Raw genomic sequence first — 23,325 nt, 5'->3', positions numbered from 1 at the left:
GAAATCAGACACATGGATTTTAGCGACAGCCCCGAAGAAGCTACCTTTCGCTCAGACGCGCGGAGCTGGCTGGATGCCAACGCAACCCTGCGGGACGGCAGCGAGAAAGCTCAGGATCACTTTATGGCCCGCGACGCCGACGAGGTCGCGCGGGCGCGCGACTGGCAGGCCCGCAAGGCCGAAGCGGGCTGGGCCGGACTGACCTGGCCGCGCGCCTTCGGCGGACGCGATGCGACGCCGATCGAACAGGTGATCTGGAATCAGGAAGAAGGACGCTATGCCGTACCGCCCAACGCCTTCCTGATCGGCATCGGACTGGTCGGGCCGACGGTCATGATGCACGGCACCGAGGCCCAGAAAGCCGCGGTCCTTCCGCGCGCCCTGACCGGAGAGGATATCTGGTGTCAGTTGTTTTCCGAACCCGCTGCCGGATCTGATCTGGCAGGCATACGCACCCGTGCGCGGCGCGACGGGGACGACTGGGTGATCTCCGGCCAGAAAGTCTGGACCTCGGGCGCGCATTATTCCAGCCACGGCATCCTTCTGGCACGCACAGACCCGCAGGTGCCCAAGCACAAGGGGTTGACCATGTTCCTTGTGGACATGTCAGATCCGGCCATCGAAACCCGTCCGATCCGCCAGATTTCGGGCGGTGCCAGCTTCAACGAGGTGTTCATCGACGACCTGCGCGTACCGGACAGCGCCCGCCTGGGCGGCGAATCCGAAGGCTGGAAGGTGGCGTTGACGACGCTGATGAACGAACGGTTCAGCATCTCGGTCGGGCGTGCCAGCGGCGGGGCCCGCGCGGAGGAATTGATCGCCCTTGCCACCCGTGTCGAACGCAACGGACGCCCGGCCATCGAAGACGGCGAAGTGCGCTCACGTATTGCCGATTTCGTCGCGCGGCAGCGCGGACTGGAATTCACCTCTTACCGGGTCATGACGTCGCTTTCGCGCGGTGAGGCTCCGGGTGAGGAAAGTTCGATCGGAAAGCTGCTGCTGGGCAAGCTGCGGCAGGAGATGGGCGCCTTCGGGATGGAACTGGCCGGGACGGCGGCGGGCATTTCGGTCAAAGCTGGAGACGATACCGCGCGGTGGCGCAACGAATATCTGACCGCCCCCGGTAACCGCATCGCCGGCGGCTCGGACGAGATCCAGCGCACGATCATCGGCGAACGCATTCTCGGGCTGCCGCCCGACATTCGCGTGGATAAGAGCGCGCCATTCTCGGAACTTTAGGCTTACCGCCCGGTCGCGCCGGAATAAACCAACAAGGAGGAGATCAACATGAACTTCAAATGGACAAGTATCGCTGCTGCCGGGTGTCTGGCGATGGCCGCGCCGGTCGGCGCGCAGGACATCGAGCTGCCCGACGTCATCGCCTGGTCGGCCTATGACACGGGGTCGGCGGGCCACGCGCATTCAATTGCCATCGGTAATATGATGCGCAGCCGGTTCGGCACGACGATCCGGGTGCTTCCGGGGCGCAACGACGTCTCGCGGATGACGCCTCTCAAGAATGGCGCGGTGGATTACTGCCTGTGCGGGATCGCGTCCTACTTCGCCGGCGAAGGGGTGTTCCTGTTCGCCGCACCGGAATGGGGTCCACAGCCGATCCGCGCTGTGCTTCAGGCCGTGGGCGACTACGGTCTGGGTGTGGCCGTCGCGGCCGATGCCGGTATCGAGACGGTTGCCGATCTCAAGGGCAAACGGGTTGGCCGCGCCGCCAGTTCACCCGCGATTGATGTCAATATGGAGGGACTGCTGGCCTTTGCGGACCTGACATGGGACGATGTGGAGGCAGTCGAGTTTTCGGGCTACGTGAATTCTCTCAAGGGCATTCTGGAGGATCGCGTGGACGCCGCCTTTGCGCTGACGACAACCACCGTGAACTATCAGATCGAATCCAGCCCCCGGGGCCTCAAGTGGCTTGAAACACCGGCGGACGATGCCGAAGCCTGGGCCCGTTATACCGGCGTCACGCCCTTCGTAACGCCGCACATGGTGTCTGTGGGACCAGCAATCGACCCCGCCTCGCCTTTGCCCATGGCGCTGTACCCCTACCCGATCCTTGTCACCGAAGCCGATCAGAGCGCCACCGAGGTGCGCAACATCGTCGCCGCCCTCGATGCGGGATTTGACGAATACAAGGACGCCGCCCCCGGCGCGAATGCCTACGGGGTAGATCGCCAGATCCTGTCCTGGGTGATGCCGTGGAGCGATGGCAGTGTTGCCTATTTCAAGGAAAAGGGCCTCTGGACGGCTGAAGCTCAGGAAAATCAGGACGTGATGGTCGATCGGCAGAAGGTTCTGATGGACGCCTGGGAAGGCTTCGTCGACGGCGCCCCGGATGATGAACAAGAGTTCACCGCTGCCTGGATGAAGGTGCGCGCCGAAGCGCTGGAAGCCGGCGGTCACGAGGTCTTTTTCCGCTGAAACGGCGCGGCGCTTTTCTGGCGCCGCGTATCATCGGATTGGCTGGGACAACATAGGGAAATCGGGCATGCCACGGGAAATACAGGACGAAGCGGCACAGCCGATGGGCATGGGCGCCCTGCCCCCCTCCCTTCGCGGGTTGCTTGCCGCATCGGCGATTCTGTTGTCGGCGGCGTCAATCAATCATCTCTTCAATCTCGGGTTCTTCATGAACATCCGCCTGCTTGAGATTCATTACCTCTACGTGATGCTGCTGCTGACGTTACCCCTCGTTTACCTGATCTTTCCGTGCAGCAAGACAAACCCGCATGGGTCAACGCGGTGGTGGGATTACTTCCTGGCCTTTCTGGCGTTGATCACCTGCGCGTTCTTTGCCTATTACGGGAACAGCGTGGTCAACAAGGGATGGGATTTCGCAGCCCCCACCCATGCCGTGATTGCCAGCTTCGCCTTCTGGTTCCTGCTGCTGGTGGCGGCGCGGCGCACCGGCCGATGGATGCTCTTCGGCGTCATCTTGATGTTTTCCGTCTATCCGATGATCGCCGATTATGCGCCGGGGCCAATTCAGGGGTTCCAGCGCCCGCCGGTTGAAACGGCGATCTTCCACGCCATGAGCGGCGAAAGCGTTCTGGGCATCCCGATGCGCAGTTTCGTCAATCTTGTCGTCGGCTTCATGATTTTCGGGGTCGCGATGCAGCACACCGGCGCGGGGCCGTTCTTTATCGACATCGCCTTTTCCGCGCTCGGACATGTCCGGGGCGGACCTGCCAAGGTCGGCGTTCTGACCAGCGGGCTTACCGGCTCGATGAGCGGCAGCGTCATTACCAATGTGCTCACCACCGGCTCGATTACCATTCCGGCGATGAAAAAGGTGGGCTTCAGGCCCAGCTATGCCGCCGGGATCGAGGCGGCGGCGTCGACCGGCGCAGTGCTGATGCCACCGATCATGGGGGCCACGGCGTTTGTCATGGCGAGCTTTCTGCTGACCGACTACACAAACATCGTGGTTGCGGCGGTGCTGCCCTCGCTGCTTTATTTCTTTGCCCTGTTCGCCCAGATCGACGCTTATTCGGCGCGCAACGGGCTGAAAGGCGTGCCGCGTGCCGAACTCCCCAGGTTCGGCAAGGTGCTGCGTGAAGGCTGGTACTTCCTCGCCGTCTTCGGGCTTCTCATCTGGATGCTGCTCTATCTCAAGCGCGAAGCGATCGCCCCGTTCTATGCGACCGCGCTGCTGATCGGTCTGAACCAACTGCTGTCGAAATCGCGCTGGGGGCGGCAGGAACTGATGAACTTCCTGGTGGCGACGGGGCGGCTGTTTGTCGAACTGGTCGCGATCCTCGCGGCGGTCGGGCTGATTGTCGGCGGGCTGGCGGTGACCGGCATGTCCGGCACGATTTCAAACGACTTGCTATTCATCGCCGGGGGGAACACCTTCCTGCTGCTGCTTCTGGGGGCTTTGACCAGCTTCATCCTCGGGATGGGCATGACGGTGACAGCGGCCTATGTCATCCTTGCCGTGTCTCTGGCCCCGGCCCTGATCGCCGGCGGGCTTGATCCGATCGGCGTGCATCTGTTCATCCTCTACTGGAGCATGCTGAGCTACATTACCCCGCCCGTGGCGCTGGCGGCTTTCGCCGCAGCGGCGATTGCACAGGCCCGGCCCTTCGCTGCCGCCTACGAGGCGATGAAACTGGGCACCATTATCTATATCGTGCCCTTCTTCTTTGTGCTCGATCCCGCGTACACCTTGCAGGCGGGGTTGGTTGACAGTGCCTTGACGGTCCTGCGCGCGGGTATCGGTGTCCTGCTGATCTGCGCTGGATTGCAGGGGTACCTGCTGGGGGTCGGCCGTATCGAACCCGGGCCCACGGGCGCGGTCGCACGGATTCTGCTCGGGATTGCCGGGTTGGCCTTCGCCTTGCCCTCGACCCCGATGTTGGCCGTTCCGATCCCCGGCGCGGTTGGGGCCGGTGTCGCTATCACGGTGCTTGGGGCGGTCATGGTGGCGTTTTCGCGCGATCGAAAGGCCGCCTGAGATGAGTGCACAGGATGGCAAACCCGAGGTGCCCGCCCCGTTCAACGCCTTGCTGGGCGTCCGCTTCGTTTCCTGGTCCGAGGGCAGGGCGGAATTGCAATTGAAGATCACCTGCGACCACCTGAACGGCGCTTTCGCTGTGCACGGCGGGGTCTACGCAACCATGCTGGACAACGCGGTCACGTTTTGCGCAGCATTTGCGGGCGAAGGCCGCCCCGGTCATCGCTGCCTGACACTTTCGCTCACCACCAGTTTTGTCGGACCAGCGGTCGAGGGCGACACGCTGACGGCACACGCGCACATCGCCGGAGGCGGGCGCAAGCTGGTGTTCGCGCAAGGCGAGATTGTCAATCAGGACGGACTACGCCTGGCGCATGGCGATGCGGTGATCAAGCGGGTTACGCCGCCATCGCCCCAACCCGAGCCGGGCGGCGGAAACCCTGTTGCAACAACGCATGAAGTGAGGAGACAGAAATGATCAACCCGATGTCATTGGAAAATCAGGTGGTTATCGTTACCGGCGCCGGTCAGGGTATTGGCCGCGGCGTGGCGCAACTGGCGGCCGAGCTGGGTGCCAGTGTCATTGTGAACGATCTTAACGAAGACGGGGTCAAGGAAACTGCTGAACAGATCGGCGGCAATGCCCGCGCCCTTGTCGGGAACGTGGCTGACCCGGACTTTCCCGAGAAACTGGTGAAATTCGCGCTAGACGAATTCGGGGATATCAACGGGCTGGTGAACAACGCCGGCATCGTGCGCGCCGCGATGATCCACAAGATGGACCGTGCCACATGGCAGCAGGTCATCGACGTCAATCTCACCGGCGTCTTCGCCTGTTTGCAGGCTGTAGGCACCTATTACAGGGACCAGGCCCAGAAAGACCCGGACAGCGCGGCGCGGCGTGCCATCGTCAATATTTCCTCCGATGCCGGCCGCCGCGGCACGATCGGCCAGATCAACTATGGTGCCGCGAAATCCGGCGTGCTCGGCCTCACCATGAGCGCCGCGCGCGAATGGGGCCGTTACAGGATCAACGTCAACTCGGTCTGTTTCGGAATGGTGGAAACGCCGATGACCGAAACGATCCGCTCGGACAAGTTCGCCGACAAGTACATGGCGCAGATCCCGATGGGGCGTATGAGCACCCCCGAAGAAGTAGCGCAACCGGTCTGTTTCCTGTTGTCAAACGCGGCATCCTACATCACCGGCCAGCACCTGAGCGTGAATGGCGGCTATCACATTGGATTCTGAGATGACTGATATGAAAAACAGCCCGGGGCCGGACGCCGTCTTTGCCGCCAAGCTGGCCGAGGGCGTCTTCGAGATCCAGAAATGCGGTGCCTGCGGTGCGCATGTCTTTCACCCGCGCGTGATCTGCCCGACATGTGGCAGCGCAGACCTTGGATGGGTGGCACCCACGGCGCGGGGAACGATCTATGCGCGGACGGTTGTGCGTCGAAAGCCGGAAAGGGGCGGCGACTACAACGTGGTGCTTGTGGACCTTGAAGAAGGCGTGCGCATGATGTCGCGCGTGGACGGCATCACGCATGACGAAATCGCCGCCGGACTGAAGGTCAGGGCCTCGATTGGCGAAGGGGCAGACGGCGGACCTGCAGTGGTGTTCCGGCCCGAAAGAGGTGCATCATGAGTTTGCGGGGAAAAGCCGCCATCGTCGGAGCGGCGCTGGCCGGCTGTGGCGAGGCTCATGGCAAGAGCGCGATGGAAATCACTGTCGAGGCCGTACATGGCGCGCTGGCCGATGCCGTGGTGTCGCTTGGCGACGTCGACGCCATTGCCACCTGCCAGCCATTGGACATGCTGTCGGGGCTTACGCTGGCCCAGGAACTGGGGCTGAACCCCAAGTTCACCATGAACAACCGCACGGGCGGATCGTCGTTCCTGTCGCACACGCTCTGGGCCGCAATGCTGCTGGAGCTGCGGCTCGCCGACACCGTGCTGATCTGCTACGGATCGAACCAGCGCACTGCCTCGGGCAAGTTGATGACCGCGCTCGGTCTGCCAACCTATGAAGCGCCCTATAAGCCGATGTTCCCGCTGTCGTCCTACGCGCTGGCCGCAGACCGTCACATGACGCAGTTCGGCACCACGCGCGAACAGCTGGCCGATGTGGCGGTAGCTGCCCGCGCTTGGGCGCAAAAGAACCCCGAGGCGTTCATACGCGATCCCCTGACGCGCGAGGATGTCATTGCCTCGCGGCTGGTCTCGGATCCGCTGCGGGTGCGCGACTGTTGCCTTGTCACCGACGGCGGCGGCGCGCTGGTGATGCGGCGGGCCGAGACGGCCAAAGATCACCCCAGGCCCCCGGTCTATCTGCTGGGGGGCGGCGAAGGTACGACGCACCGCGACATTTCCGAGGTGCCGGACCTGACCGTGACCGGCGCGGCCCAATCCGGTGCGACGGCGATGAAAATGGCCGGCGTCAAGCCCGCCGACATTGACGTTGTGCAGCTTTACGACGCCTTTACGATCAACGTGATCCTGTTCCTTGAGGATCTGGGCTTTTGCAAGAAAGGCGAAGGTGGTGCCTTTGTTGAAAACGGCGGCATCGCGCCCGGCGGTCATCTGCCGGTCAACACCAACGGCGGCGGGCTGTCCTGTGTGCATCCTGGCATGTACGGCATCTTCACGCTGGTCGAAGCGGTGCGCCAGCTGCGCGGCGACGCCGGAGACCGCCAGATCGACGGGGCCGAGTTGGCAATGGCGCACGGCAACGGCGGTGTCCTGTCCAGCCAGGTCACGAATATTCTGGGCACCGAGTCGACGCTCTGATCAACGGATCGACCCAATATAAAGGCGGCACCATCAGAGCCCGCCGTTTCTCGATCAGCGCCTCCGGATTCTCGGTTTCGCAGTATATCCCTGGTTGGGCCATGGCCAGATTCTTGGCGAATGGCTCACGTTCCTCAAGCGAAAGGGTCTGTCAGAACTTTGGGTTGGGTGCAAAGATCGAACAGGGCTATTGGTGTGCAGCTAAACGCACTGCATATGTTCAACTTTGACGTTCGTACCTCAGCAAACCGTAGGGCCCGCGGTGATCCTGCTGAGGGTTCTCGCGTGTTCGATCCTGGCCGCAGCAAAACACGTCAGGAACGCACGCTTCAACTCGTCGCTGTCGCAAGTGGTGATGATCCGGTGCGAGACGTTCTAATCGTGGGCAATCGGCGTGGTGCTCCGACCGTATCCCGGTATCCTTACTTCCGCGTCTGGGCAATCAACGGCCGAGAAGATGTGAGCCATGCGATGCATAGTGGTGGTCCTGTCATGTTTCACGACATCAGCAACCGCCCTTTTGACGGGAATCCATCGACACTGGGGCTGACAGCTGATCACGGCAACGAGGGTCGTCGTGCGGGCGTGCTGGCGGCTGTTGCAGATCCGCGCGGGTTCGACGGTCCAGTGGTACCGATGCCATTCCGGGCACCGGTTATCTCAGCAGAATAAAAGGCAATTATCTCGAACGGTCGGTACGTCCGAATGTCCGGCGCGACGCGTGAGGTGGCCAGCGGGGGATCGGCGCGGCACACGCGGCGGCGATGACAGCTGCGTATGTTGACCAGTCTCGGCAGGGAATGCCTCGGCGCGAAGATGACGCTCCGCGCCTGAGGCATGAAGGAGAGAGTAGTTGTCTTTTCCCCCTTTCGGGGTGCGGTCGACCGAACTCGGATGCAGTTTAAGCAACCTCAGTTGTCTTTCTGATTGACGATCAGATCCGCATTCTCCGGCAACTCCGAGATGACGCTCACAGCGTCGGCTCGAATCCTTGAATGCAGTTTGAAGGCTTCGGCGGCGGCTGTCTCGGCAGTGGATACGTCTGCACCATCTTCCAGGACAAGTGAGATCTTGATCATGTCGCGGTCGTTATCTCGGGTGACGACGGCCTGGGCGGCACTGGCGCCGGGCGTGGCGATGACAACTTCCTCTATGACCCGCGGATAGACGAATATCTCGCGCACTTTCACTGCCGCCCCAACCCGGCCTTGCAACGCTGAAATACGTTTGGCGCTGCCATCCTCATTGCTTTCCAGCGCAAACGCACTGTCGCCAGTGCCGAACCGGATCATCGGCCAGGTGGCGTCGCGTGCGGTCACAACGACCTCACCGGGTTCACCGTGGTCCACCTGTGCGCCGCTGACGGGATCGCAGATCTGCACCACACGGTCTGGGTGGACCACATAGCCTTCGCCGCCATCTTCATAGCCGACGAGACCCAGATCGGCAGTGGCATAAGCGGCCCAGGTCGACACGCCATACTCGGCCTCGATCCGGCGGCGCTTGGCCACCCAGTCGCCCATCTCACCACCGAGAAAGGCGGTTTTCACTTTCCACGCGTCGCGGCCATAGGTTTCGATTACCTTGTCCGCCAGCGTGAGGAAAAACGCTGTCGAAGCGCAAATCGAGGTGACGCCCGTTTCCACGATGATCTGTGCCTGAAGCTCGGTATTGCCCACGCCGCCGGGAATGACGGTGGCACCTGCGGCCTGTGCCGCTTCGTCGAACAGCAGGCCAGCCGGTACAAGGTGGTACATCCAGGTGTTCAGGATGATGTCCCCTGCGCCTACTTCTGCCGCCTTGAAAAGCAGATCAAGGCCATGTCCACCGCCACCCGCGAGCGCTGGTTCGAAGATAGGGCCGGGTGAGACGTATATCCGCGCGACATCCTTCAGATCAGAAGCGAGGAAACCGCCGAAGGGCGGGTTTTCACGCTGAATCTTCAAGAGGTCTTCTTTCTTCATCACCGGCAGACCCGACAAGTCCGCCAGCGACCTGACGGCTGCCGGATCGAATCCGGCAGCCGCAAATCGTGATTTCAGTCCCGGGGCCTTTTCGGCCGCGGCGCTATAGGCCTGAGCTATGTCCCGGTAGATGTCTTCAGACATGTCCATGCCTCCTTGACCATTCGTGAGTTAAATCGGGCAGTCTTTGCGGAAGTTCGGCGCGCGCTTCTCGCGGTGCGACAGAACGCCTTCCTTGACGTCCTCACCCATGAAGCCAAGCATCTCCAGCGCGGTCGAAGCATCAAAGATAGGCCCGGCCTGACGCAACCAGTTGTTCAGCGAATACTTGGTCCAGCGGATCGCGCTCTGCGAGCCGTTCGACAGTTCCGTCGCCGTATCGAGCGCAATTTGTTGCAATTCTTCATCCTCGACACACATCGACACCAGACCGATGCGCTCGGCCTCTTCACCCGACACTGGTTTGCAGGTCATCAGATAGTATTTCGCCTTCGCCATCGAGGTCAGCAACGGCCAGATGATCGCCGCGACGTCCCCGGCGGCAACGCCCAGACGCGGGTGGCCGTCCACGATCTTGGCCTTTTTCCCTGCGATCGAGATGTCGGCAAGAAGGGCAACCACAAGCCCGGCACCGGCGGCGGGGCCGTTGATCGCGGAGATGATCGGCTTGTTGCAATTGATGATATTGTAGACGAGGTCCTTGGCCTCTTTCCACGTCTTCATGATCTCGTGCGAATCCCCGATCATCTTTTCGATCAGGCTGAAATCGCCACCGGCCGAAAACGCCTTGCCCGCGCCGGTTACGATGACCGCGTTGATGTCGGGGTCACGGTCGATATCGATCCACATATCCGTCATCTGTGTATGCATCTCAGAGTCGACAGAGTTAAAAGTCTCGGGCCGGTCGAACGTAATACGCAGAACACGGTCCGCCGGGTAGTCGAATTTCATCTTGTGGTATTTCGCATAGCGGTCAGACATGCTTCTTTTCCTTTGTTTTGATATTGATGTGGGTTCAGCCAGGCAATCCGAGGACGGCCTTGGACAGGATGTTGCGCTGAATTTCGTTTGATCCGCCGTAGATCGTTGTCGGTCGTGCCTTGTAAAAGCTCGCCAGAACGTCGACGTTTACATTGCCGACCTGCAGTGGGCCGACCGTGCCGCCATCGGGGCCAGCCGCCTCGATCATCAGTTCGGTGATGCGCTGGAAGCATTCGGTCACCCAGATCTTGAGCATCGAGACATCCGCGCCCAGCGTTTCGCCACGCTTGAGCTGATCGGCGAATCGCGAATAGAGAGCGGCATGATCCTCGACATCGAGGGCGGCCTGGGCAAAACGGTCGCGGAAGACAGGGTCTTCAAAAGCGCCCCGTCCACGGGCAAAGCTCTCAAGCTGGCCCAGTGCATTTTGAGCCAGGTTCGGCGCCCCGATGAAAATACGCTCGAAGCTCAGCAGCGCCTTGGCCATCGTCCAGCCCTTGTTAAGCTCACCGACCAGGTTCGCGCGCGGCGTCCGGGCATCATCAAAGAACACCTCGCAAAACTCAGTCTCCCCCGACAAGGTGGTGATCGTACGCACTTCGACACCCGGCTGATCCATCGGCGCAAGCAGGAAACTGATGCCCTGCTGCTTCTTTGGGGTGGCCTGATCGGTCCGCACCAGCATGAAGATGTGGGTTGCGTCATGCGCCATCGTGGTCCAGATTTTCTGCCCGTTGATGACGAAGTCGTCGCCATCGGTCTCTGCGCGGGTGCGCAGATTGGCCAGATCGGACCCGGCGCCCGGCTCGGAATAGCCTTGGCACCAGATGTCTTCACAACTCAAAATACGGGGCAGCCAATAGTCTTTCTGTTCCTGGGTACCGAACTTGATAATCAACGGTCCGACCATCTGCACGCCCATATCGCGCCCGCGATTCACGCCCCAGCGCTGCTGCTCTTCGTAATAGATAAGCAGCTTGGCTGCGTTCAGCCCCATACCGCCGTATTCTGCAGGCCAGGCCGGTGCGACCCAGCCTTTCGCGTGCAGCTTGCGATGCCAATGTTCGATCTCGGCAAATTTGGGACGGTGCGGCAGATTGCGCAGGTCCTCGGGATATTCCGCTTCGAAAAAACCGCGCACTTCCTTGCGGAAATCCGCATCGCTCATTGCGTTCCAATCGGTCATTGTGCGGCTCCTTCCTCTTCTCGCGCTTCGAACCAAAGCCGTCTGTGATAGGCGTCGTCACCCAACCACGCGGAAAGAACCAGTGCGCGGTTGAGGTAAAGCGCGATCTCGAACTCGTCCGTATACCCGACCGCACCATGCAGCTGGATCGCGTCGCGCGTGATCTTCTTGGCAGCCGTGACCGCGCGAGCCTTGGCCCGGCTGGCAAGTCGCGCCCGTGCTTTCGGATCGGTTTGGCGATCCATCAGCCCGAGAGCTTCGCGCACCCCCGATTGTGCGACCTCGCACATCACGTTCAGGTCGACAGCACGGTGCTGGATGACCTGAAACGATCCGATGGGCTTGTCGAATTGCTCCCGGGTCTTGATGTAATCCAGAGTGATTTCGAAGGCGCGCTCGCTCAGACCGACAAGCTCGGCGGCGGCAAGCGCCGTTGCGTCATTGACCGCCTCGGCGAGCGCGGCCCGAACCGCACCCCCACTGGCCAATTCTCCCGCAGGCGTGCCCGAGAACGAAAGCTCGCCCATCGCGCTGCCATCGGCCTGCCTGCGCTCTTCGACGGACAGCCCGTCCGCACCGGCTTCCGCCAGCACAAGAACCGGACCGGCATCCCCTTCGGCCACGACGAGGAAACCCCCTGCCCCGCCTGCGCCGGCGACCCAGGCCTTGCCGCCGGTCAGCTTTCCGTCGGCGTAACGACAACTCGGCTCGGCGGGACCACCGTTCGGTCCGCGCTCCTGCCAGGCGACGGCCAATACGGTGGCCCCCTCAACAAGCTGTTCCATCATGGCATGGTCCGGGCAAAGACGGCGCAGAAGTCCAAGGCTCAGCCCGACTGTCACCACCACCGGTTCCGGGGCAATCACCCGGCCCACTTCCTCGGCGATGACGCCGCCGGCAGCCAGGCCCATGCCCAGCCCGCCGTTTTCCTCCGGTAAGGTCACACCGAAAATGCCAGCCTCGGCCATTTCGCGGATCATATCCGCATCCCAGCCGCCACCGGCATCGCGCAGTTTTCTGGACCGTCCACTACCGCCCGCGCGCTCGAACAGGGTCCGCGCACTTTCACGCAGCATGCGAAGGTCTTGTTGGTCGCTTGGTTGCATATCAGTCTGGGTCATTCTGTTTTCGCTGGATCATTACGGGCGTATCGGTCGAAAAAACGACCTCACCCTTTGGGTTTTTTGCACTGAGTGTATAGTTCAGAACGCCACGGTCGGGTTTGCTTTTCGACGGCGTGACCGAGTTTACCGTCAATTCGATATCGAGCGGTTCATTCGGGCGCACGGGACGCAACCAGCGCAGGTTATCGAATCCGATGCCGCCGATGTTGGCAACACCAACCATGAACTCGGTCATGATCGGCTTGAACACCTCAAGCATCGTCTGAAAGCCCGAGGCAATCAGTCCACCGTGCACGGTGGTCGCATAGTCTTCGTCGGTGTGCAGCCGTTGCGGGTCCCATTCCTCGGCGAAGGCTATGATGGCCTCCTTGCTCATCGGCTCGCTATGAAAGCGAAAAACCTGGCCCGGCGCGAAGTCCTCCAGATATTTCAAGATGTCCCCTCCTTTGAGAAACCCGCATCGTACCCGGCCGAATCGCTGGAAATTCGCACGCGGTTGAACTCTTCCAGTTTTGGATAGGTTTCCTTGAAGGCCTGGAGGAACTCCGTGATCGGCGCGTCGACGTAGAGACCCCGGTCATTCACATATTCCATGTGCCGGTGGTTCTGTTCGTCGAATTCGTGGAAGAGAGCATCGTGATACCCGTCGAAGACCAGCGGCTTCACCCCGAATCGTTCGCACAGCTCCATGTTGAAGGCGGGCGTGACCTTGTAGGACTCACCATCAAGCCAAAGTTGAACATAGCCGTGATAGATGAAGAGGTCAGTGCCCATCAACTCTTGCAGCTTGGGCGTGTTCAGGTGGTTTCGTACATCTGCAAACCCCACTGCGGCGGGGATGCCGACGGCTCTCAGACAGGCCGCAAGAAGGATTGCCTTGGGCACGCAAAACGCCGCCTCCGCACCGGCGATTCTGCTGGCGCGATAGGAATCTTCATCCAGCGCGAAGCAATAGGGATCGTATCGGATGTCATCACGAACCGCCTCGAAAAGCCGGATCGCCTTGTCACGGCGGGACGCGTCGGAGGGAATATCACGCAAGGCGTTGGACACGAACCCCTGGACTTCAAGGCTGTCGCTTTCGACAAAATGCGCCGGCATGACGTAGCGCTCTGCTTCGGCAGGCAGGTCATCTACGGACTGTGGCATAGGATCCCCCTTTTCTAACACCTGTTAGATTAATGAATGAAGGATGGTCCGTCAACGGGATTCACTCTGAATCCCGTGGTTCGGCACCATAGTGAAGATTGTCTTCTCCCAAAGAGGCAGCGCGCCCCGCTACATCCTTCGAAACGCGGAATTCCGGCGCAATCGGCAAAGGAAGCGCGGGCACGGACTTGCCGGAGATATCCAGTTTCCGGTCAAACACGCCACGCGCACTGAAATGCGGATCGGTCGCGGCTTCGGCGGGCGTTTTCACGACGGAACAGCAACAATCAGCCGCCACCAGCAGCGGTTCCCAGTGAGTCGAAGGCTGGCTTCCCAAACGTCGTGCCACTTCGGCGCTGCAGCCTTCCGGGTCGCTCCAGTCGTCCCTAAGGTCCGCAGGCTGATCGATGACATCACAGAATGCCTGCCAGAACTTTTCTTCCAGCGCTCCGACCGCGATTTGCCGGCCATCTGCGGCTGAGTACAGCCGATAGCGCGCCAATCCTCCGGTCAGACGGCCGCCGCCGTTCTCGATGTCCTGCCCGGCGATCACGCCTTCGGCATGGGCCCAATAAGCAAAGGCAAACGCGCCCTCGGCCATCGCGATATCCAGATGCGCGCCCTTGCCGGTTTTCTGCCGCGCTATCAGCGCAAGCAGGATGTTCACCACAGCGGGGTAAGTGCCACCCCCGATATCCGCGATCAGCCCGAACGGCATCGTTGGGTGGGCTTCCGGTCCTCGGCTCAGCGACAGGACGCCCGCGTCGCCCACGTAATTAAGATCGTGGCCCGCTGCGGTGGCCTTTGGCCCGGTCTGGCCATAGCCAGTGATCGAACAGTAGACGATTCCCGGATTGATCGCTCGCACGGCCTCGTATCCCAATCCAAGCCGTCCCATCACGCCCGGACGGAACTGCTCTACCAGAACATCTGCCTTTTCCAGCAGGGGGCGCAATATATTCACCGCGTTCTCTGCCTTTAGATCGAGCGCCACCGACCGTTTACCCTGGTTCAGCACGGCAAACCCGATGCTTTCACCGTCGATCATGGGATCGGTATGGCGCGCGTCCTCACCTGTGCCGGGACGCTCGAACTTGACCACTTCGGCGCCGGCCTCGGACAGCATGAGCGTCGCCATCGGACCGGGAAGAAGGGTGCTGAAATCCAGCACCAGTATATCCTTGAGCGGTTGCGCCATCTGCCTTACCTCACGCGAAACGCGCGGCGCCATTGTTCAGAACCACGACATCGCGTTCCGGTATGGACGCGCGGAACCGGGCCTGACCATCCTCTTCCCAGATTTCGAACCGCACGGTTTCGCCGGGATAGACGGGTGCAGAGAACCGGACGTCCAGTCCGACCAGTCGGGAGGCATCATAGTCAAGCGAGGTCTTCAGGATCGCCCGCGCTGCGAGGCCATAGGTCGCCAGGCCGTGCAGGATCGGCCGATCAAACCCAACCGAGCGGGCAACATCAGGGTCTGCATGCAGCGGGTTGTAGTCACCGCTGAGACGGTAGATCAGCGCCTGACGCGGCAAAGTTTCGATATCACATATGTGGTCTGGCGCGCGGTCCGGCAACACAGCGGGTGCGGGCCCGGGCTTGTTCTCGCCGCCGAACCCACCATCGCCCCGGCAGAACGCCGACATCGCGACGCGTGCCAGCTTTTCACCGCTGTCCGCGTCGATGATTTCACGGCTTTGGTAGATGACCGCACCCTTGCCCTCGCCCTTGTCGGAGATAAAGTCGATCTTACTGCGGCCGATGATATTGCCGTTCACGGGCAACGGCTTGTAGATATCCAGCCATTGCTCGCCGTGCAGCACCTGCTGCCAGTTCACGCCGGTCCTGGGGTCGCGCAGCCAGAAGCCGGGATACCCCATCGTGACGGCCATTGAGGGAACCGCCTTCAGGCCGTCCTCATAGACAAAAGCCAGTTCCTTCTTGTCGGTCGGGTCCTCCCCGAATCCCAGGCCGAGTGCGTAGAGTATGGTATCTCGCTCGGTCAGCGACTGCCGAATCTCTTCAAAATCCCAGTCTGAAAGTGCTTCGAAATCCAGTGGCATGATCTTTCCTCCCTTGATCGTCGTCAGAGCGTGGCTTGTGAGCCCAGAATGGCCGTGACCTGACTGGACAGCACGCCGCCGTTGCCATGTGCCAGAGCCACGTCGATATCGTTCAACTGAATGCCGGGCGCATCGCCCCGGATTTGGCGCGCCGCCTCGATGACGGTGAAAATACCGTACATGCCAGGATGCACGCAGGACAGACCCCCGCCATTTGTGTTCACCGGCAGGACGCCGTCCGGCGCGATGCGTCCGCCCTCTACAAAGGCACCGCCCTCGCCCTTGGCACAGAAACCAAGGTCTTCGAGAAACAGGATCGTGTTGATGGTAAAGGCGTCATATAGCTCAACCGCCTGAATATCGCCCGGAGACACCCCCGCCGCCGCAAAGGCGCGTTTGCCCGATTCGCGGGCCGCGGTCACTGTAAAGTCCTTCATCTGCGAAATCTGCCTGTGCGCGCTTTGCGCCGCACTGCCCAGAACATAGACGGGCGGCTTGGGGAAATCCCTTGCTCGATCCGCACGGACCAACACGATGGCGCCGCCGCCATCTGTCACCAGACAGCAATCGCGCACCGTCAGCGGATCACCTACCATGCGCGCACCCAGCACGTCCTCACGGGTCAGCGGGCCGCGCTCGAACGCTTCGGGGTTGTGCCGCGCCCAAGCCCGGGCGGCCACCGCCACATCGGCCAGTTGTTCGCGGGTGGTGCCGTATTCATGCATGTGACGTGCCGCCGCCATCGCATAACCGGAAATCGGATAGCGCGGATTATACGGCGCTTCATAGGCTGGCGGGCGCGAAGCCGTCACCAGCTTGCCCGACGCGGTGCGTTGGTTGGAGCCGTAGACGATCAGCGCGACATCACACAAACCGGCGTCCAGCGCCATGGTCGCGGATGTCAGATAATTCACGAATGACGACCCCCCCGACATGGTACCGTCGATGAAGCGGGGCTGAATGCCAAGATATTCGGCTGCCATGAGCGCCGGCATGCTGTCTTCCATCATGGTACAGAACAGCCCGTCCACGTCCGATAGCTTCAGCCCGGCATCCCCAAGCGCTGCAAGCGCGGACTGTGCCATCACATCGAAGGACGTCAGCCCGTGCGCCTCGCCGAAACCGGCGTGTCCGGTGCCCACAATCGCGGATTTTCCCCGAAGTTGATCAGTCATGCGTTATACCTCCGCCGGTCTGAAAAGCACAATCGGGGTATCCTCGGCCGCGCCCACGAAGGCGGTCACGGCCATATCAATGACGACATCACCTGGGGCGATCCCCTCGACCCGGCTCATCATCCGAACGCCTTCCTCCAGTTCGACCATACACACGTTGTAGTCACCGCCGCGCTCGGGCTTGCGGCGCACGACAGTGGTGGTGTGGACCCGGCCTTTGCCGCTCGCACGTTGCCATGAAATTGCAGTGCCATGGCAGTGCGGACACAGGACCCTCGGAAAGAAGTGAAAGGCCCCGCAGTCATCACATTTGGGAAGCAGGATTTCCTGTTCGGCTAGAGCGCGCTGAAAAATCTGGTCTGGCCCTTTGGTGTTCGGCACCTGCGGTCTCCTTCAAATGATCCACTATCTGATTGAGCGTATTGCTCTTATTTCTAACATCTGTTAGATTTTGTCAAGCTCCTTGGAACAAACGCGAGGTCGCCATGTCAGGTTCAGATGCAGCCCCCCTCTCAGGCAAACTCGTCGTTGCGCTCGAACAGGCGGTTGCCGCACCTTTTTGCTCTTCCCGGCTGGCCGATGCCGGCGCGCGTGTAATCAAGATCGAACGTAAGGGCGCAGGTGATTTCGCGCGCGGTTATGACAGGGCTGCAAACGGCGAAAGCGCCTATTTCACTTGGCTGAATCGCGGCAAGGAGTCGGTCGCGCTGGATATCAAGGACGCGGAAGACCGTGAAATTTTGCTGAGAATGCTGCAAAACGCGGATGTGTTCATTCAAAACCTCCTTCCCGGCGCGCTGAAGAAACTGGAGCTTGATTCTGCCACGCTGCGGCAGAAGTTTCCGCGCCTTGTGACGTGCGACATCACCGGATACGGCGAGGACGGTCCAATGCGAAATGCCAAGGCCTATGACCTTCTGGTGCAATGTGAAAGCGGCCTCGCCTCGGTGACCGGTACGCCGGACGCGCCGGGCCGGGTTGGCGTTTCGGTCTGCGACATCGCCACCGGAATGACGGCACACGCCGGAATCTGCGAAGCGCTGGTGGGGCGTGATCGCACCGGCGAAGGAAGCGGTGTGTCGGTTGCGATGTTCGACGTCATGGCCGATTGGATGGCGGTTCCCCTGCTCTTTCACGACTACGCCAATCAACCCACGCCGAGGACCGGCCTTGGGCACTCTGTCATCTGCCCTTACGGCGCGTTTCGCTGCCAGGGCGGTGATCTGGTCGTCATATCTGTCCAGAACAGCCGCGAATGGGAACGGTTCTGTACCCAGATTCTAGGGAACCCGGCGTTGGCCAGTGATCCACGATTCCACGACAATTCGGCCAGGATTCAGCACAGATCCGAGCTCGAATCCCTTATCAAGACCGTGTTCGGCACGCACGAACGTGCCGGGCTTCTGCAGCTGCTGGATAGTGCGGGCATCGCATCGGCGGCAGTGAACGACGTGGGCTCGCTGTCGGATCATCCCCAACTCGACCGTTCGACCATCGGAACGCCCTCCGGTCCAGTCAGTGTCGCAATGCCTCCGATACGGCGCAACGGGTCCGAGCCCGCGCTTGGCCCTTCGCCAGGTTTCGATGCCGACGGCGCCGCCCTTCGCGCCGAGTTCGGCTCTCACTCCTAGAACTGGAAATCACTGCAAATGACCACCGCAAAGAACACCGCAATCCTGGAGGGTGTCAGGATCATCGACCTGACGTCAGTGGTGTTCGGCCCCTTGGCTACGCAGATGCTGGGCGATCTGGGGGCTGATGTGATCAAGGTGGAAGCCCCTGAGGGCGATCTTTTGCGGCAGGTCCAGCCATCAAACAACAAGTTGATGGGGGCCGCCTTTCTGGGTGCCAACCGTAACAAGCGTAGTGTGGTTCTCGACCTGAAGGAGAGAACCGGGCAAGATCAGTTGCGCAAGCTGCTGAAAGACGCCGACGTAATGATTTCGAGCATCCGGCCTGCGGCGCTTGCCCGATTATCGCTGGATCCCGAAACGCTGCGTCGCGCGTATCCGGACCTGATCACGGTATCCGCCACCGGTTTCGGCCAGGACGGTCCCTATGCCGCCAAACCCGCCTTCGACGACATTGTCCAGTCGGTTTCGGGGTTCGCCAGCCTGGCAACGCTGCGCGACCCCGACGCTGCGCCGGCCTATGCGCCGACAATCCTCGCCGACAAGCTTGGCGGGGTGACGGCGGCCTATGCCGTGATGTCCGCGCTGTTCCACCGTCAGCGCACCGGCGAGGCCCAGCATGTCGAAGTGCCGATGTTCGAGACTTTGACGGCGTTTCTGTTGGCCGAACATATGGATGCGGCCACATTCGAAGACACGCCGCAGAGTTTTGGTTACTCACGGATGCTGGTGCCCCACCGCCGCCCGGTTCAGACGGCAGACGGCTACATCACGATTTTACCCTACACCAACGTACAGTGGGCCAGGTTCTTCCAGGTGGTTGATCGGAACGACATGGTCGAACATCCCTGGGTGACCGATATGGATACCCGCAGCCGCAACATCGGCGCGGTATACGATATGGTGGCCCAGATTGCACTGACACGATCGACGGAAGAGTGGCTTACCCTGATGGAGCAAGCAGACATTCCCGCCATGCCGGTCCGCAACCTGTCGGACCTGCCAAGCGACCCGCATCTTGCCGCGACCGGTTTCTTTCAGCAAATTGATCATCCGACCGAAGGTACAATCTGGACAACACGCCCGCCGATTCATTTCTCGGCGACACCTGCGCGGCACGATCACTGTCCTGCGCCTCGCCTGGGCGAGCATAGTAAAGAGATTCTGGGGCCGGACGAAAAGTAACCTCGGCCGGCCCCGGCGGAATCAAACGTCCATTGAACGCGCAATCAGCTCCTTCATGATCTCGTTTGTACCACCGTAGATCATCTGGACCCGGCTGTCGGCATAAAGACGGGCAATCGGGAACTCCATCATGAAGCCGTAGCCACCGTGGAGCTGCAGACATTCATGCATGACCTCGTTTTGTGTCTGGCTACCCCACCATTTCGCCATTGATGCCGTGGCCGCATCAAGCTGGCCTGCCTCAAGCCGCGTTATACCGTCATTGACAAACGTGCGCAGCAATTCGGCCTTGGTCTTGCATTCCGCAAGTTTGAACCGGGTATTCTGGAAATCCATGATCCGGTTACCGAACGCCTTGCGATCCTGAACGTATTTGACCGTTTCGGCGATTGCGAAGTCAATGAAGCCAAGCGCCGTGATGCCGATCATCAGCCGCTCCCACGGCAATTGCTTCATCAACTGGTAAAACCCCTGCCCTTCTTCCGGGCCAAGCAGGTTGGCGGTGGGCACGCGCACATTCTCAAAGAAAAGCTCGGCTGTGTCGGATCCCTTCATGCCCAGCTTCTTAAGGTTCCGCCCACGGCGAAAGCCTTCCGCTTCCTCGGTTTCAAGAACGATCAGTGACACGCCCTTCGCACCGGCGCCGCGATCCGTCTTGGCCACGACCACGATAAGATCGGCGGTATGTCCGTTGGTGATAAAGATCTTCGAGCCGTTGATCTTGTAGTGGTTGCCGTCCTTTTCAGCATAGGTCTGGACGTTCTGGAGATCGGACCCCGTTCCCGGTTCGGTCATGGCGATGGCCGCAACACTGTCGCCGCTGATAAGCCGCGGCAACCACTTCGATTTCTGCTCTTCGCTGCCGTAGGCGTTGATGTAATGGATAACGATAGTTTGGATGCCATAGCCCCAACCCGTGTCTCCGACGCGCCCCTGCTCGTAAATGGCAATCGCATCAAATGCGATGTCGCCGCCGGATCCGCCGTAGTCTTCGGCGATCGCACCACCCATAACGCCCTGCTGGCCAACCGTTTTCCAGAACGCGCGGTCGACAATACCTTGTTCCGCCCATTTATCGACATTCGGGGCCATTTCGGCCTCAAACAGTTTGCGTGTACTGTCCGCGAACATCTTGTGTTCATCGGAAGCCCAAGTTGTTGTGTCCTTGATCAGTGACATGTTTCTTTTCCTGTTCAGCCTTGTTGGTATCCCGCCGGAATCTAACAAGTGTTTTGTTTTTTGACAACGATCGAGAGCCCGTGTGAGCAAAGCAGTTGCTTTGCGCAGACTTGCGCCTCACGAAAATCTCGAAACTGATACCGATATCCCTACCACCTTATCAAAAAGACTCGCTGCGATCAGCGGGCGTTCTTTAAGTGTTTGGTATTGGGGGTCAGTGTCTTGGGACCGGATCAAAATCCCTGTCTTCGAAGGCATGTGCTTCCCCATCCCTGTCGATCACAACCTTGAACCGCATCGGCGCGCTGATGCGCACAGGGCGTTTGCGTTTGCCCCGTTTTCCAACCGCGTTTCCTTCTTGGCGGCAATTCGACTGCAGTTTCTTCCGGTTCACCGTCCCGGCTTCCCGGTACGGGTACATTCATCTGCGGTCCTGTCACGTTCCTGACGTTTATTCGACGGCTTTACCGGTCTTTGAATTCAGGCTTTCGTTTTTCGGAAAACGCCTTCATGGCTTCCGGAAAGTCATGCGCGCAGAGCAGAATACTCTGGGCATCCCGCTCGATATCCAATGCTTCGAGATAGCCGCATTCCGCCGCGGCGCGCATCACCCGCTTGGCTGTCTGAACTCCGAACATTGGATGTCGGGCAATCTCGCGGGCGGTTTCAAGCGCCCGTGCTTCGACCTGATCGGCCGGAACGCATTCTTCCACAACCCGCAGATCTTTGGCGGTGCGACCGTCGATCTCCCGACCGGTAAGCACAAGCATGCGCGCCACCCCCGCGCCGGCGCGTTGCTGAAGCAACCAGCTCGACCCGGTGTCTGGGCAGCCGCCCACACGGGCAAAAACCTCGCACAACCGGGCGTCTTCGGCCGCGACGACAATATCCGCCGACAACGCCAGACTCAGACCGGCACCATAGGCCACCCCGCAGACGGCGGAAATCAGTGGTTTGCGAAAGCGATATGCAGCCCGCCCGCCTTCATGAACCTCGTCGATCATTTCGGACATGGCCCTGGCCCCCTTGGTGATTTCGGACTGGAAACCGACCAGATCTCCACCGCTGCTGAAATGATCGCCACCGGTCATCACCACGGCCCGGATCGTATCGTCCCGTTCGGCTGCGTGCAGTTGCGTTACCAATTCCTCGGCAAAGGCAATGCTGTAAGGGTTGCGTTTGTCGGACTGCAGAAAGCGCAGGATGCCGACAGGGCCATCCCTTTCGAGGCGCATAAGCTCGGTCTTGTCGACCTTCGTCATGTCCCGGTCCAGACCGGATCGCGTTTTTCGGCGAAAGCCTTAGGGCCTTCGATCGCGTCATTGCTGGCATAAACGACCTCATGCAGGCGCTTGCCCTCTTCCAGACCGTCTGCACAGCCCAGATCCATGGTGGCGCGAACGCTGCCCTTTGCCGCCACAACAGAAAGCGGGGCCATACCGGCGATTCGTTTGGCAAGGGCATATGCCCGCGCACGCACGTCGTCGGGCGTATCTTCGAGATAATTGGTAAACCCGTAATCATGCAGCCGCTCAATCGGCATCAGATCACCGGTCAGAACAATTTCCATGAGAATGGGCTGTGGCAGCATCGACAGCGCCGGAGCCGCCCAAGGCGACCCGCGCCCGATCTTCACTTCGGTAATGCCCACCTTGGTGCCTTTGAGGCCGACACGGAGATCGCAGTTCAGTGTCAACATCATACCACCGGCCATCAAGGATCCGGTCATGGCAGCGATGATCGGCTTTTTGCAAGCGCGCATGGTTTCGTGAAACGGATCGCGCATCTTGCTCAGGATATCGACGCCCTCGTCCCGCGCGATCTGGGTTGCTTCCTTGAGGTCCAGTCCGGCGCTGAACACACCGCAATCGGACGATGTCAGAATGGCTACCCGGATGGAGTCATCCGATTCGATTTTCTCCCAGGCATCGGTCAGACCGTTCGTCGCGGCGACGGACAATGCATTCTTGCGCTCGGGCCGGTTGATACAGACGGTCGCAATGCCGTCTTCAATTGTCACTTCGATTGGGCTCATGATAACTGCTTCGTCTCTTTGGCATCTGCTTGATGCGAATGGCGGTGAAAGGTTTCCCCGCGACATTACTGTCGCGGGGAAGGTCTGGTTCACTCGACGGTGAACTTTTCGGAGCTTTCCTTGATCACGTCCCACACCACGTCGAGGTAGTCGGCGCTCCAGTCGGTCAGCGGAACCCAGGTTTCGCCATCCCACTGCTCAACGCGGGTCTTGCCGCCGCCACCGTGGTCCTCGCCGGTTACGGTGACCGGAGCCATGACGCCATCGCCATCGAAGTTCTCGATCGATTCATAGGGCATTGCCAACTTGCTACCGCACCTTGGCGCGACTAGCGTTTTGTCATGAGGATACCATCTGAGATGCCGCGCCTGAAGGGCTATCGTTTCCCC

24 protein-coding genes are annotated in these 23,325 nt (G+C 60.6%); 10 read left to right on the top strand and 14 right to left on the bottom strand.

Annotated elements, in window-relative coordinates; genetic code table 11:
• The first annotated feature begins 12 nt into the window (after positions 1-12).
• The 8 genes from BUC08_RS21785 to BUC08_RS24450 all read left to right on the top strand — a co-directional run bounded on the left by BUC08_RS21785 (position 13) and on the right by BUC08_RS24450 (position 7,933).
• Positions 13-1,239, top strand: coding sequence for an acyl-CoA dehydrogenase family protein (locus BUC08_RS21785; protein ID WP_037929921.1), 1,227 nt, complete (start codon positions 13-15; stop codon positions 1,237-1,239).
• Between the two features lie 48 nt (positions 1,240-1,287).
• Positions 1,288-2,436 carry a TAXI family TRAP transporter solute-binding subunit gene (locus BUC08_RS21780; protein ID WP_037929923.1) on the top strand — a complete coding sequence of 383 codons (1,149 nt, stop codon included), beginning with the start codon at positions 1,288-1,290 and terminating at the stop codon, positions 2,434-2,436.
• A gap of 67 nt (positions 2,437-2,503) precedes the next feature.
• The gene (locus BUC08_RS21775; protein ID WP_037929926.1) at positions 2,504-4,471 is read left to right on the top strand and encodes a TRAP transporter permease; all 1,968 of its coding nucleotides are present in this window, start codon (positions 2,504-2,506) and stop codon (positions 4,469-4,471) included.
• 1 nt (position 4,472) lies between these two features.
• Positions 4,473-4,949 (top strand): PaaI family thioesterase, encoded by a 477-nt coding sequence (locus BUC08_RS21770; RefSeq protein ID WP_037929929.1) that lies wholly within the window; start codon positions 4,473-4,475, stop codon positions 4,947-4,949.
• Entirely contained in the window at positions 4,946-5,722 is a 777-nt protein-coding gene (locus BUC08_RS21765) for an SDR family NAD(P)-dependent oxidoreductase (RefSeq protein ID WP_037929932.1), read from the top strand. The genes BUC08_RS21770 and BUC08_RS21765 overlap by 4 nt, the downstream gene beginning before the upstream one ends.
• Before the next feature lies 1 nt (position 5,723).
• Complete coding sequence (locus tag BUC08_RS21760) at positions 5,724-6,119, top strand: Zn-ribbon domain-containing OB-fold protein (protein WP_037929935.1); 396 nt, start codon at positions 5,724-5,726, stop codon at positions 6,117-6,119.
• A complete protein-coding gene (locus tag BUC08_RS21755) occupies positions 6,116-7,261 on the top strand; it encodes a thiolase (protein WP_037929937.1) in 1,146 nt (381 codons plus the stop codon). The genes BUC08_RS21760 and BUC08_RS21755 overlap by 4 nt, the downstream gene beginning before the upstream one ends.
• Positions 7,262-7,546: 285 nt before the next feature.
• Positions 7,547-7,933 carry a hypothetical protein gene (locus tag BUC08_RS24450; RefSeq protein WP_143186811.1) on the top strand — a complete coding sequence of 129 codons (387 nt, stop codon included), beginning with the start codon at positions 7,547-7,549 and terminating at the stop codon, positions 7,931-7,933.
• Positions 7,934-8,172: 239 nt separating this feature from the next.
• Here BUC08_RS24450 and BUC08_RS21745 read toward each other — a convergent pair whose 3' ends face one another.
• The 10 genes from BUC08_RS21745 to BUC08_RS21700 form a co-directional block, all read right to left on the bottom strand.
• Positions 8,173-9,369, bottom strand: coding sequence for a phenylacetate--CoA ligase family protein (locus BUC08_RS21745; protein WP_224556214.1), 1,197 nt, complete (start codon positions 9,367-9,369; stop codon positions 8,173-8,175).
• Between the two features lie 27 nt (positions 9,370-9,396).
• Positions 9,397-10,206 carry an enoyl-CoA hydratase/isomerase family protein gene (locus BUC08_RS21740; protein WP_037929946.1) on the bottom strand — a complete coding sequence of 270 codons (810 nt, stop codon included), beginning with the start codon at positions 10,204-10,206 and terminating at the stop codon, positions 9,397-9,399.
• Positions 10,207-10,240: 34 nt separating this feature from the next.
• Entirely contained in the window at positions 10,241-11,392 is a 1,152-nt protein-coding gene (locus BUC08_RS21735) for an acyl-CoA dehydrogenase family protein (protein WP_037929949.1), read from the bottom strand.
• Entirely contained in the window at positions 11,389-12,468 is a 1,080-nt protein-coding gene (locus BUC08_RS21730; protein WP_081855453.1) for an acyl-CoA dehydrogenase family protein, read from the bottom strand. Before BUC08_RS21730 ends, BUC08_RS21735 begins: the two co-directional genes overlap by 4 nt.
• Positions 12,469-12,499: 31 nt before the next feature.
• On the bottom strand, positions 12,500-12,949 hold the full coding sequence (locus tag BUC08_RS21725; protein WP_037929955.1) for a MaoC family dehydratase: 450 nt from the start codon (positions 12,947-12,949) through the stop codon (positions 12,500-12,502).
• Positions 12,946-13,665 carry a transglutaminase-like domain-containing protein gene (locus BUC08_RS21720; protein ID WP_037929958.1) on the bottom strand — a complete coding sequence of 240 codons (720 nt, stop codon included), beginning with the start codon at positions 13,663-13,665 and terminating at the stop codon, positions 12,946-12,948. Before BUC08_RS21720 ends, BUC08_RS21725 begins: the two co-directional genes overlap by 4 nt.
• Positions 13,666-13,726: 61 nt before the next feature.
• A complete protein-coding gene (locus BUC08_RS21715) occupies positions 13,727-14,863 on the bottom strand; it encodes a CaiB/BaiF CoA transferase family protein (protein ID WP_037930001.1) in 1,137 nt (378 codons plus the stop codon).
• 10 nt (positions 14,864-14,873) lie between these two features.
• Positions 14,874-15,731 carry a MaoC/PaaZ C-terminal domain-containing protein gene (locus tag BUC08_RS21710; protein ID WP_174226635.1) on the bottom strand — a complete coding sequence of 286 codons (858 nt, stop codon included), beginning with the start codon at positions 15,729-15,731 and terminating at the stop codon, positions 14,874-14,876.
• 23 nt (positions 15,732-15,754) lie between these two features.
• On the bottom strand, positions 15,755-16,906 hold the full coding sequence (locus BUC08_RS21705; protein ID WP_037929960.1) for an acetyl-CoA acetyltransferase: 1,152 nt from the start codon (positions 16,904-16,906) through the stop codon (positions 15,755-15,757).
• Between the two features lie 3 nt (positions 16,907-16,909).
• A complete protein-coding gene (locus tag BUC08_RS21700) occupies positions 16,910-17,287 on the bottom strand; it encodes a Zn-ribbon domain-containing OB-fold protein (protein WP_037929963.1) in 378 nt (125 codons plus the stop codon).
• Between the two features lie 104 nt (positions 17,288-17,391).
• Here BUC08_RS21700 and BUC08_RS21695 point away from each other — a divergent pair, with 104 nt between their 5' ends.
• Both BUC08_RS21695 and BUC08_RS21690 read left to right on the top strand, forming a co-directional pair.
• Positions 17,392-18,537 (top strand): CaiB/BaiF CoA transferase family protein, encoded by a 1,146-nt coding sequence (locus BUC08_RS21695; protein WP_037929966.1) that lies wholly within the window; start codon positions 17,392-17,394, stop codon positions 18,535-18,537.
• An 18-nt stretch (positions 18,538-18,555) separates the two neighbouring features.
• Positions 18,556-19,722: a CaiB/BaiF CoA transferase family protein gene (locus BUC08_RS21690; protein WP_037929969.1), complete on the top strand. Its 1,167-nt coding sequence runs from the start codon at positions 18,556-18,558 to the stop codon at positions 19,720-19,722.
• A 21-nt stretch (positions 19,723-19,743) separates the two neighbouring features.
• Here BUC08_RS21690 and BUC08_RS21685 read toward each other — a convergent pair whose 3' ends face one another.
• From BUC08_RS21685 to BUC08_RS21665, 4 genes are all read right to left on the bottom strand, one after another.
• Positions 19,744-20,901, bottom strand: coding sequence for an acyl-CoA dehydrogenase family protein (locus BUC08_RS21685; protein WP_037929972.1), 1,158 nt, complete (start codon positions 20,899-20,901; stop codon positions 19,744-19,746).
• 464 nt (positions 20,902-21,365) lie between these two features.
• On the bottom strand, positions 21,366-22,163 hold the full coding sequence (locus BUC08_RS21675) for an enoyl-CoA hydratase/isomerase family protein (RefSeq protein ID WP_037929977.1): 798 nt from the start codon (positions 22,161-22,163) through the stop codon (positions 21,366-21,368).
• Positions 22,160-23,029 carry an enoyl-CoA hydratase/isomerase family protein gene (locus tag BUC08_RS21670; protein ID WP_231021297.1) on the bottom strand — a complete coding sequence of 290 codons (870 nt, stop codon included), beginning with the start codon at positions 23,027-23,029 and terminating at the stop codon, positions 22,160-22,162. The genes BUC08_RS21675 and BUC08_RS21670 overlap by 4 nt, the downstream gene beginning before the upstream one ends.
• Positions 23,026-23,235, bottom strand: a complete 210-nt coding sequence (locus tag BUC08_RS21665) for a hypothetical protein (protein ID WP_037929985.1) — start codon at positions 23,233-23,235, stop codon at positions 23,026-23,028. The genes BUC08_RS21670 and BUC08_RS21665 overlap by 4 nt, the downstream gene beginning before the upstream one ends.
• Between the last annotated feature and the right edge of the window lie 90 nt (positions 23,236-23,325).

Source organism: Pseudosulfitobacter pseudonitzschiae (assembly GCF_900129395.1).
Taxonomy (GTDB): domain Bacteria; phylum Pseudomonadota; class Alphaproteobacteria; order Rhodobacterales; family Rhodobacteraceae; genus Pseudosulfitobacter; species Pseudosulfitobacter pseudonitzschiae.
This window is presented reverse-complemented; position numbering and strand designations above follow the sequence as displayed.

Excerpts from the sequence above, each read along its gene's own strand:
- BUC08_RS21785 (WP_037929921.1), top strand. The coding sequence starts at position 13 with ATGGATTTTAGCGACAGCCCCGAAGAAGCTACCTTTCGCTCAGACGCG.
- BUC08_RS21780 (WP_037929923.1), top strand. The coding sequence starts at position 1,288 with ATGAACTTCAAATGGACAAGTATCGCTGCTGCCGGGTGTCTGGCGATG.
- BUC08_RS21775 (WP_037929926.1), top strand. The coding sequence starts at position 2,504 with ATGCCACGGGAAATACAGGACGAAGCGGCACAGCCGATGGGCATGGGC.
- BUC08_RS21770 (WP_037929929.1), top strand. The coding sequence starts at position 4,473 with ATGAGTGCACAGGATGGCAAACCCGAGGTGCCCGCCCCGTTCAACGCC.
- BUC08_RS21765 (WP_037929932.1), top strand. The coding sequence starts at position 4,946 with ATGATCAACCCGATGTCATTGGAAAATCAGGTGGTTATCGTTACCGGC.
- BUC08_RS21760 (WP_037929935.1), top strand. The coding sequence starts at position 5,724 with ATGACTGATATGAAAAACAGCCCGGGGCCGGACGCCGTCTTTGCCGCC.
- BUC08_RS21755 (WP_037929937.1), top strand. The coding sequence starts at position 6,116 with ATGAGTTTGCGGGGAAAAGCCGCCATCGTCGGAGCGGCGCTGGCCGGC.
- BUC08_RS21745 (WP_224556214.1), bottom strand. The coding sequence starts at position 9,369 with ATGTCTGAAGACATCTACCGGGACATAGCTCAGGCCTATAGCGCCGCG.
- BUC08_RS21740 (WP_037929946.1), bottom strand. The coding sequence starts at position 10,206 with ATGTCTGACCGCTATGCGAAATACCACAAGATGAAATTCGACTACCCG.
- BUC08_RS21735 (WP_037929949.1), bottom strand. The coding sequence starts at position 11,392 with ATGACCGATTGGAACGCAATGAGCGATGCGGATTTCCGCAAGGAAGTG.
- BUC08_RS21730 (WP_081855453.1), bottom strand. The coding sequence starts at position 12,468 with ATGCTGCGTGAAAGTGCGCGGACCCTGTTCGAGCGCGCGGGCGGTAGT.
- BUC08_RS21720 (WP_037929958.1), bottom strand. The coding sequence starts at position 13,665 with ATGCCACAGTCCGTAGATGACCTGCCTGCCGAAGCAGAGCGCTACGTC.
- BUC08_RS21715 (WP_037930001.1), bottom strand. The coding sequence starts at position 14,863 with ATGGCGCAACCGCTCAAGGATATACTGGTGCTGGATTTCAGCACCCTT.
- BUC08_RS21710 (WP_174226635.1), bottom strand. The coding sequence starts at position 15,731 with ATGCCACTGGATTTCGAAGCACTTTCAGACTGGGATTTTGAAGAGATT.
- BUC08_RS21705 (WP_037929960.1), bottom strand. The coding sequence starts at position 16,906 with ATGACTGATCAACTTCGGGGAAAATCCGCGATTGTGGGCACCGGACAC.
- BUC08_RS21695 (WP_037929966.1), top strand. The coding sequence starts at position 17,392 with ATGTCAGGTTCAGATGCAGCCCCCCTCTCAGGCAAACTCGTCGTTGCG.
- BUC08_RS21690 (WP_037929969.1), top strand. The coding sequence starts at position 18,556 with ATGACCACCGCAAAGAACACCGCAATCCTGGAGGGTGTCAGGATCATC.
- BUC08_RS21685 (WP_037929972.1), bottom strand. The coding sequence starts at position 20,901 with ATGTCACTGATCAAGGACACAACAACTTGGGCTTCCGATGAACACAAG.
- BUC08_RS21675 (WP_037929977.1), bottom strand. The coding sequence starts at position 22,163 with ATGACGAAGGTCGACAAGACCGAGCTTATGCGCCTCGAAAGGGATGGC.
- BUC08_RS21665 (WP_037929985.1), bottom strand. The coding sequence starts at position 23,235 with ATGCCCTATGAATCGATCGAGAACTTCGATGGCGATGGCGTCATGGCT.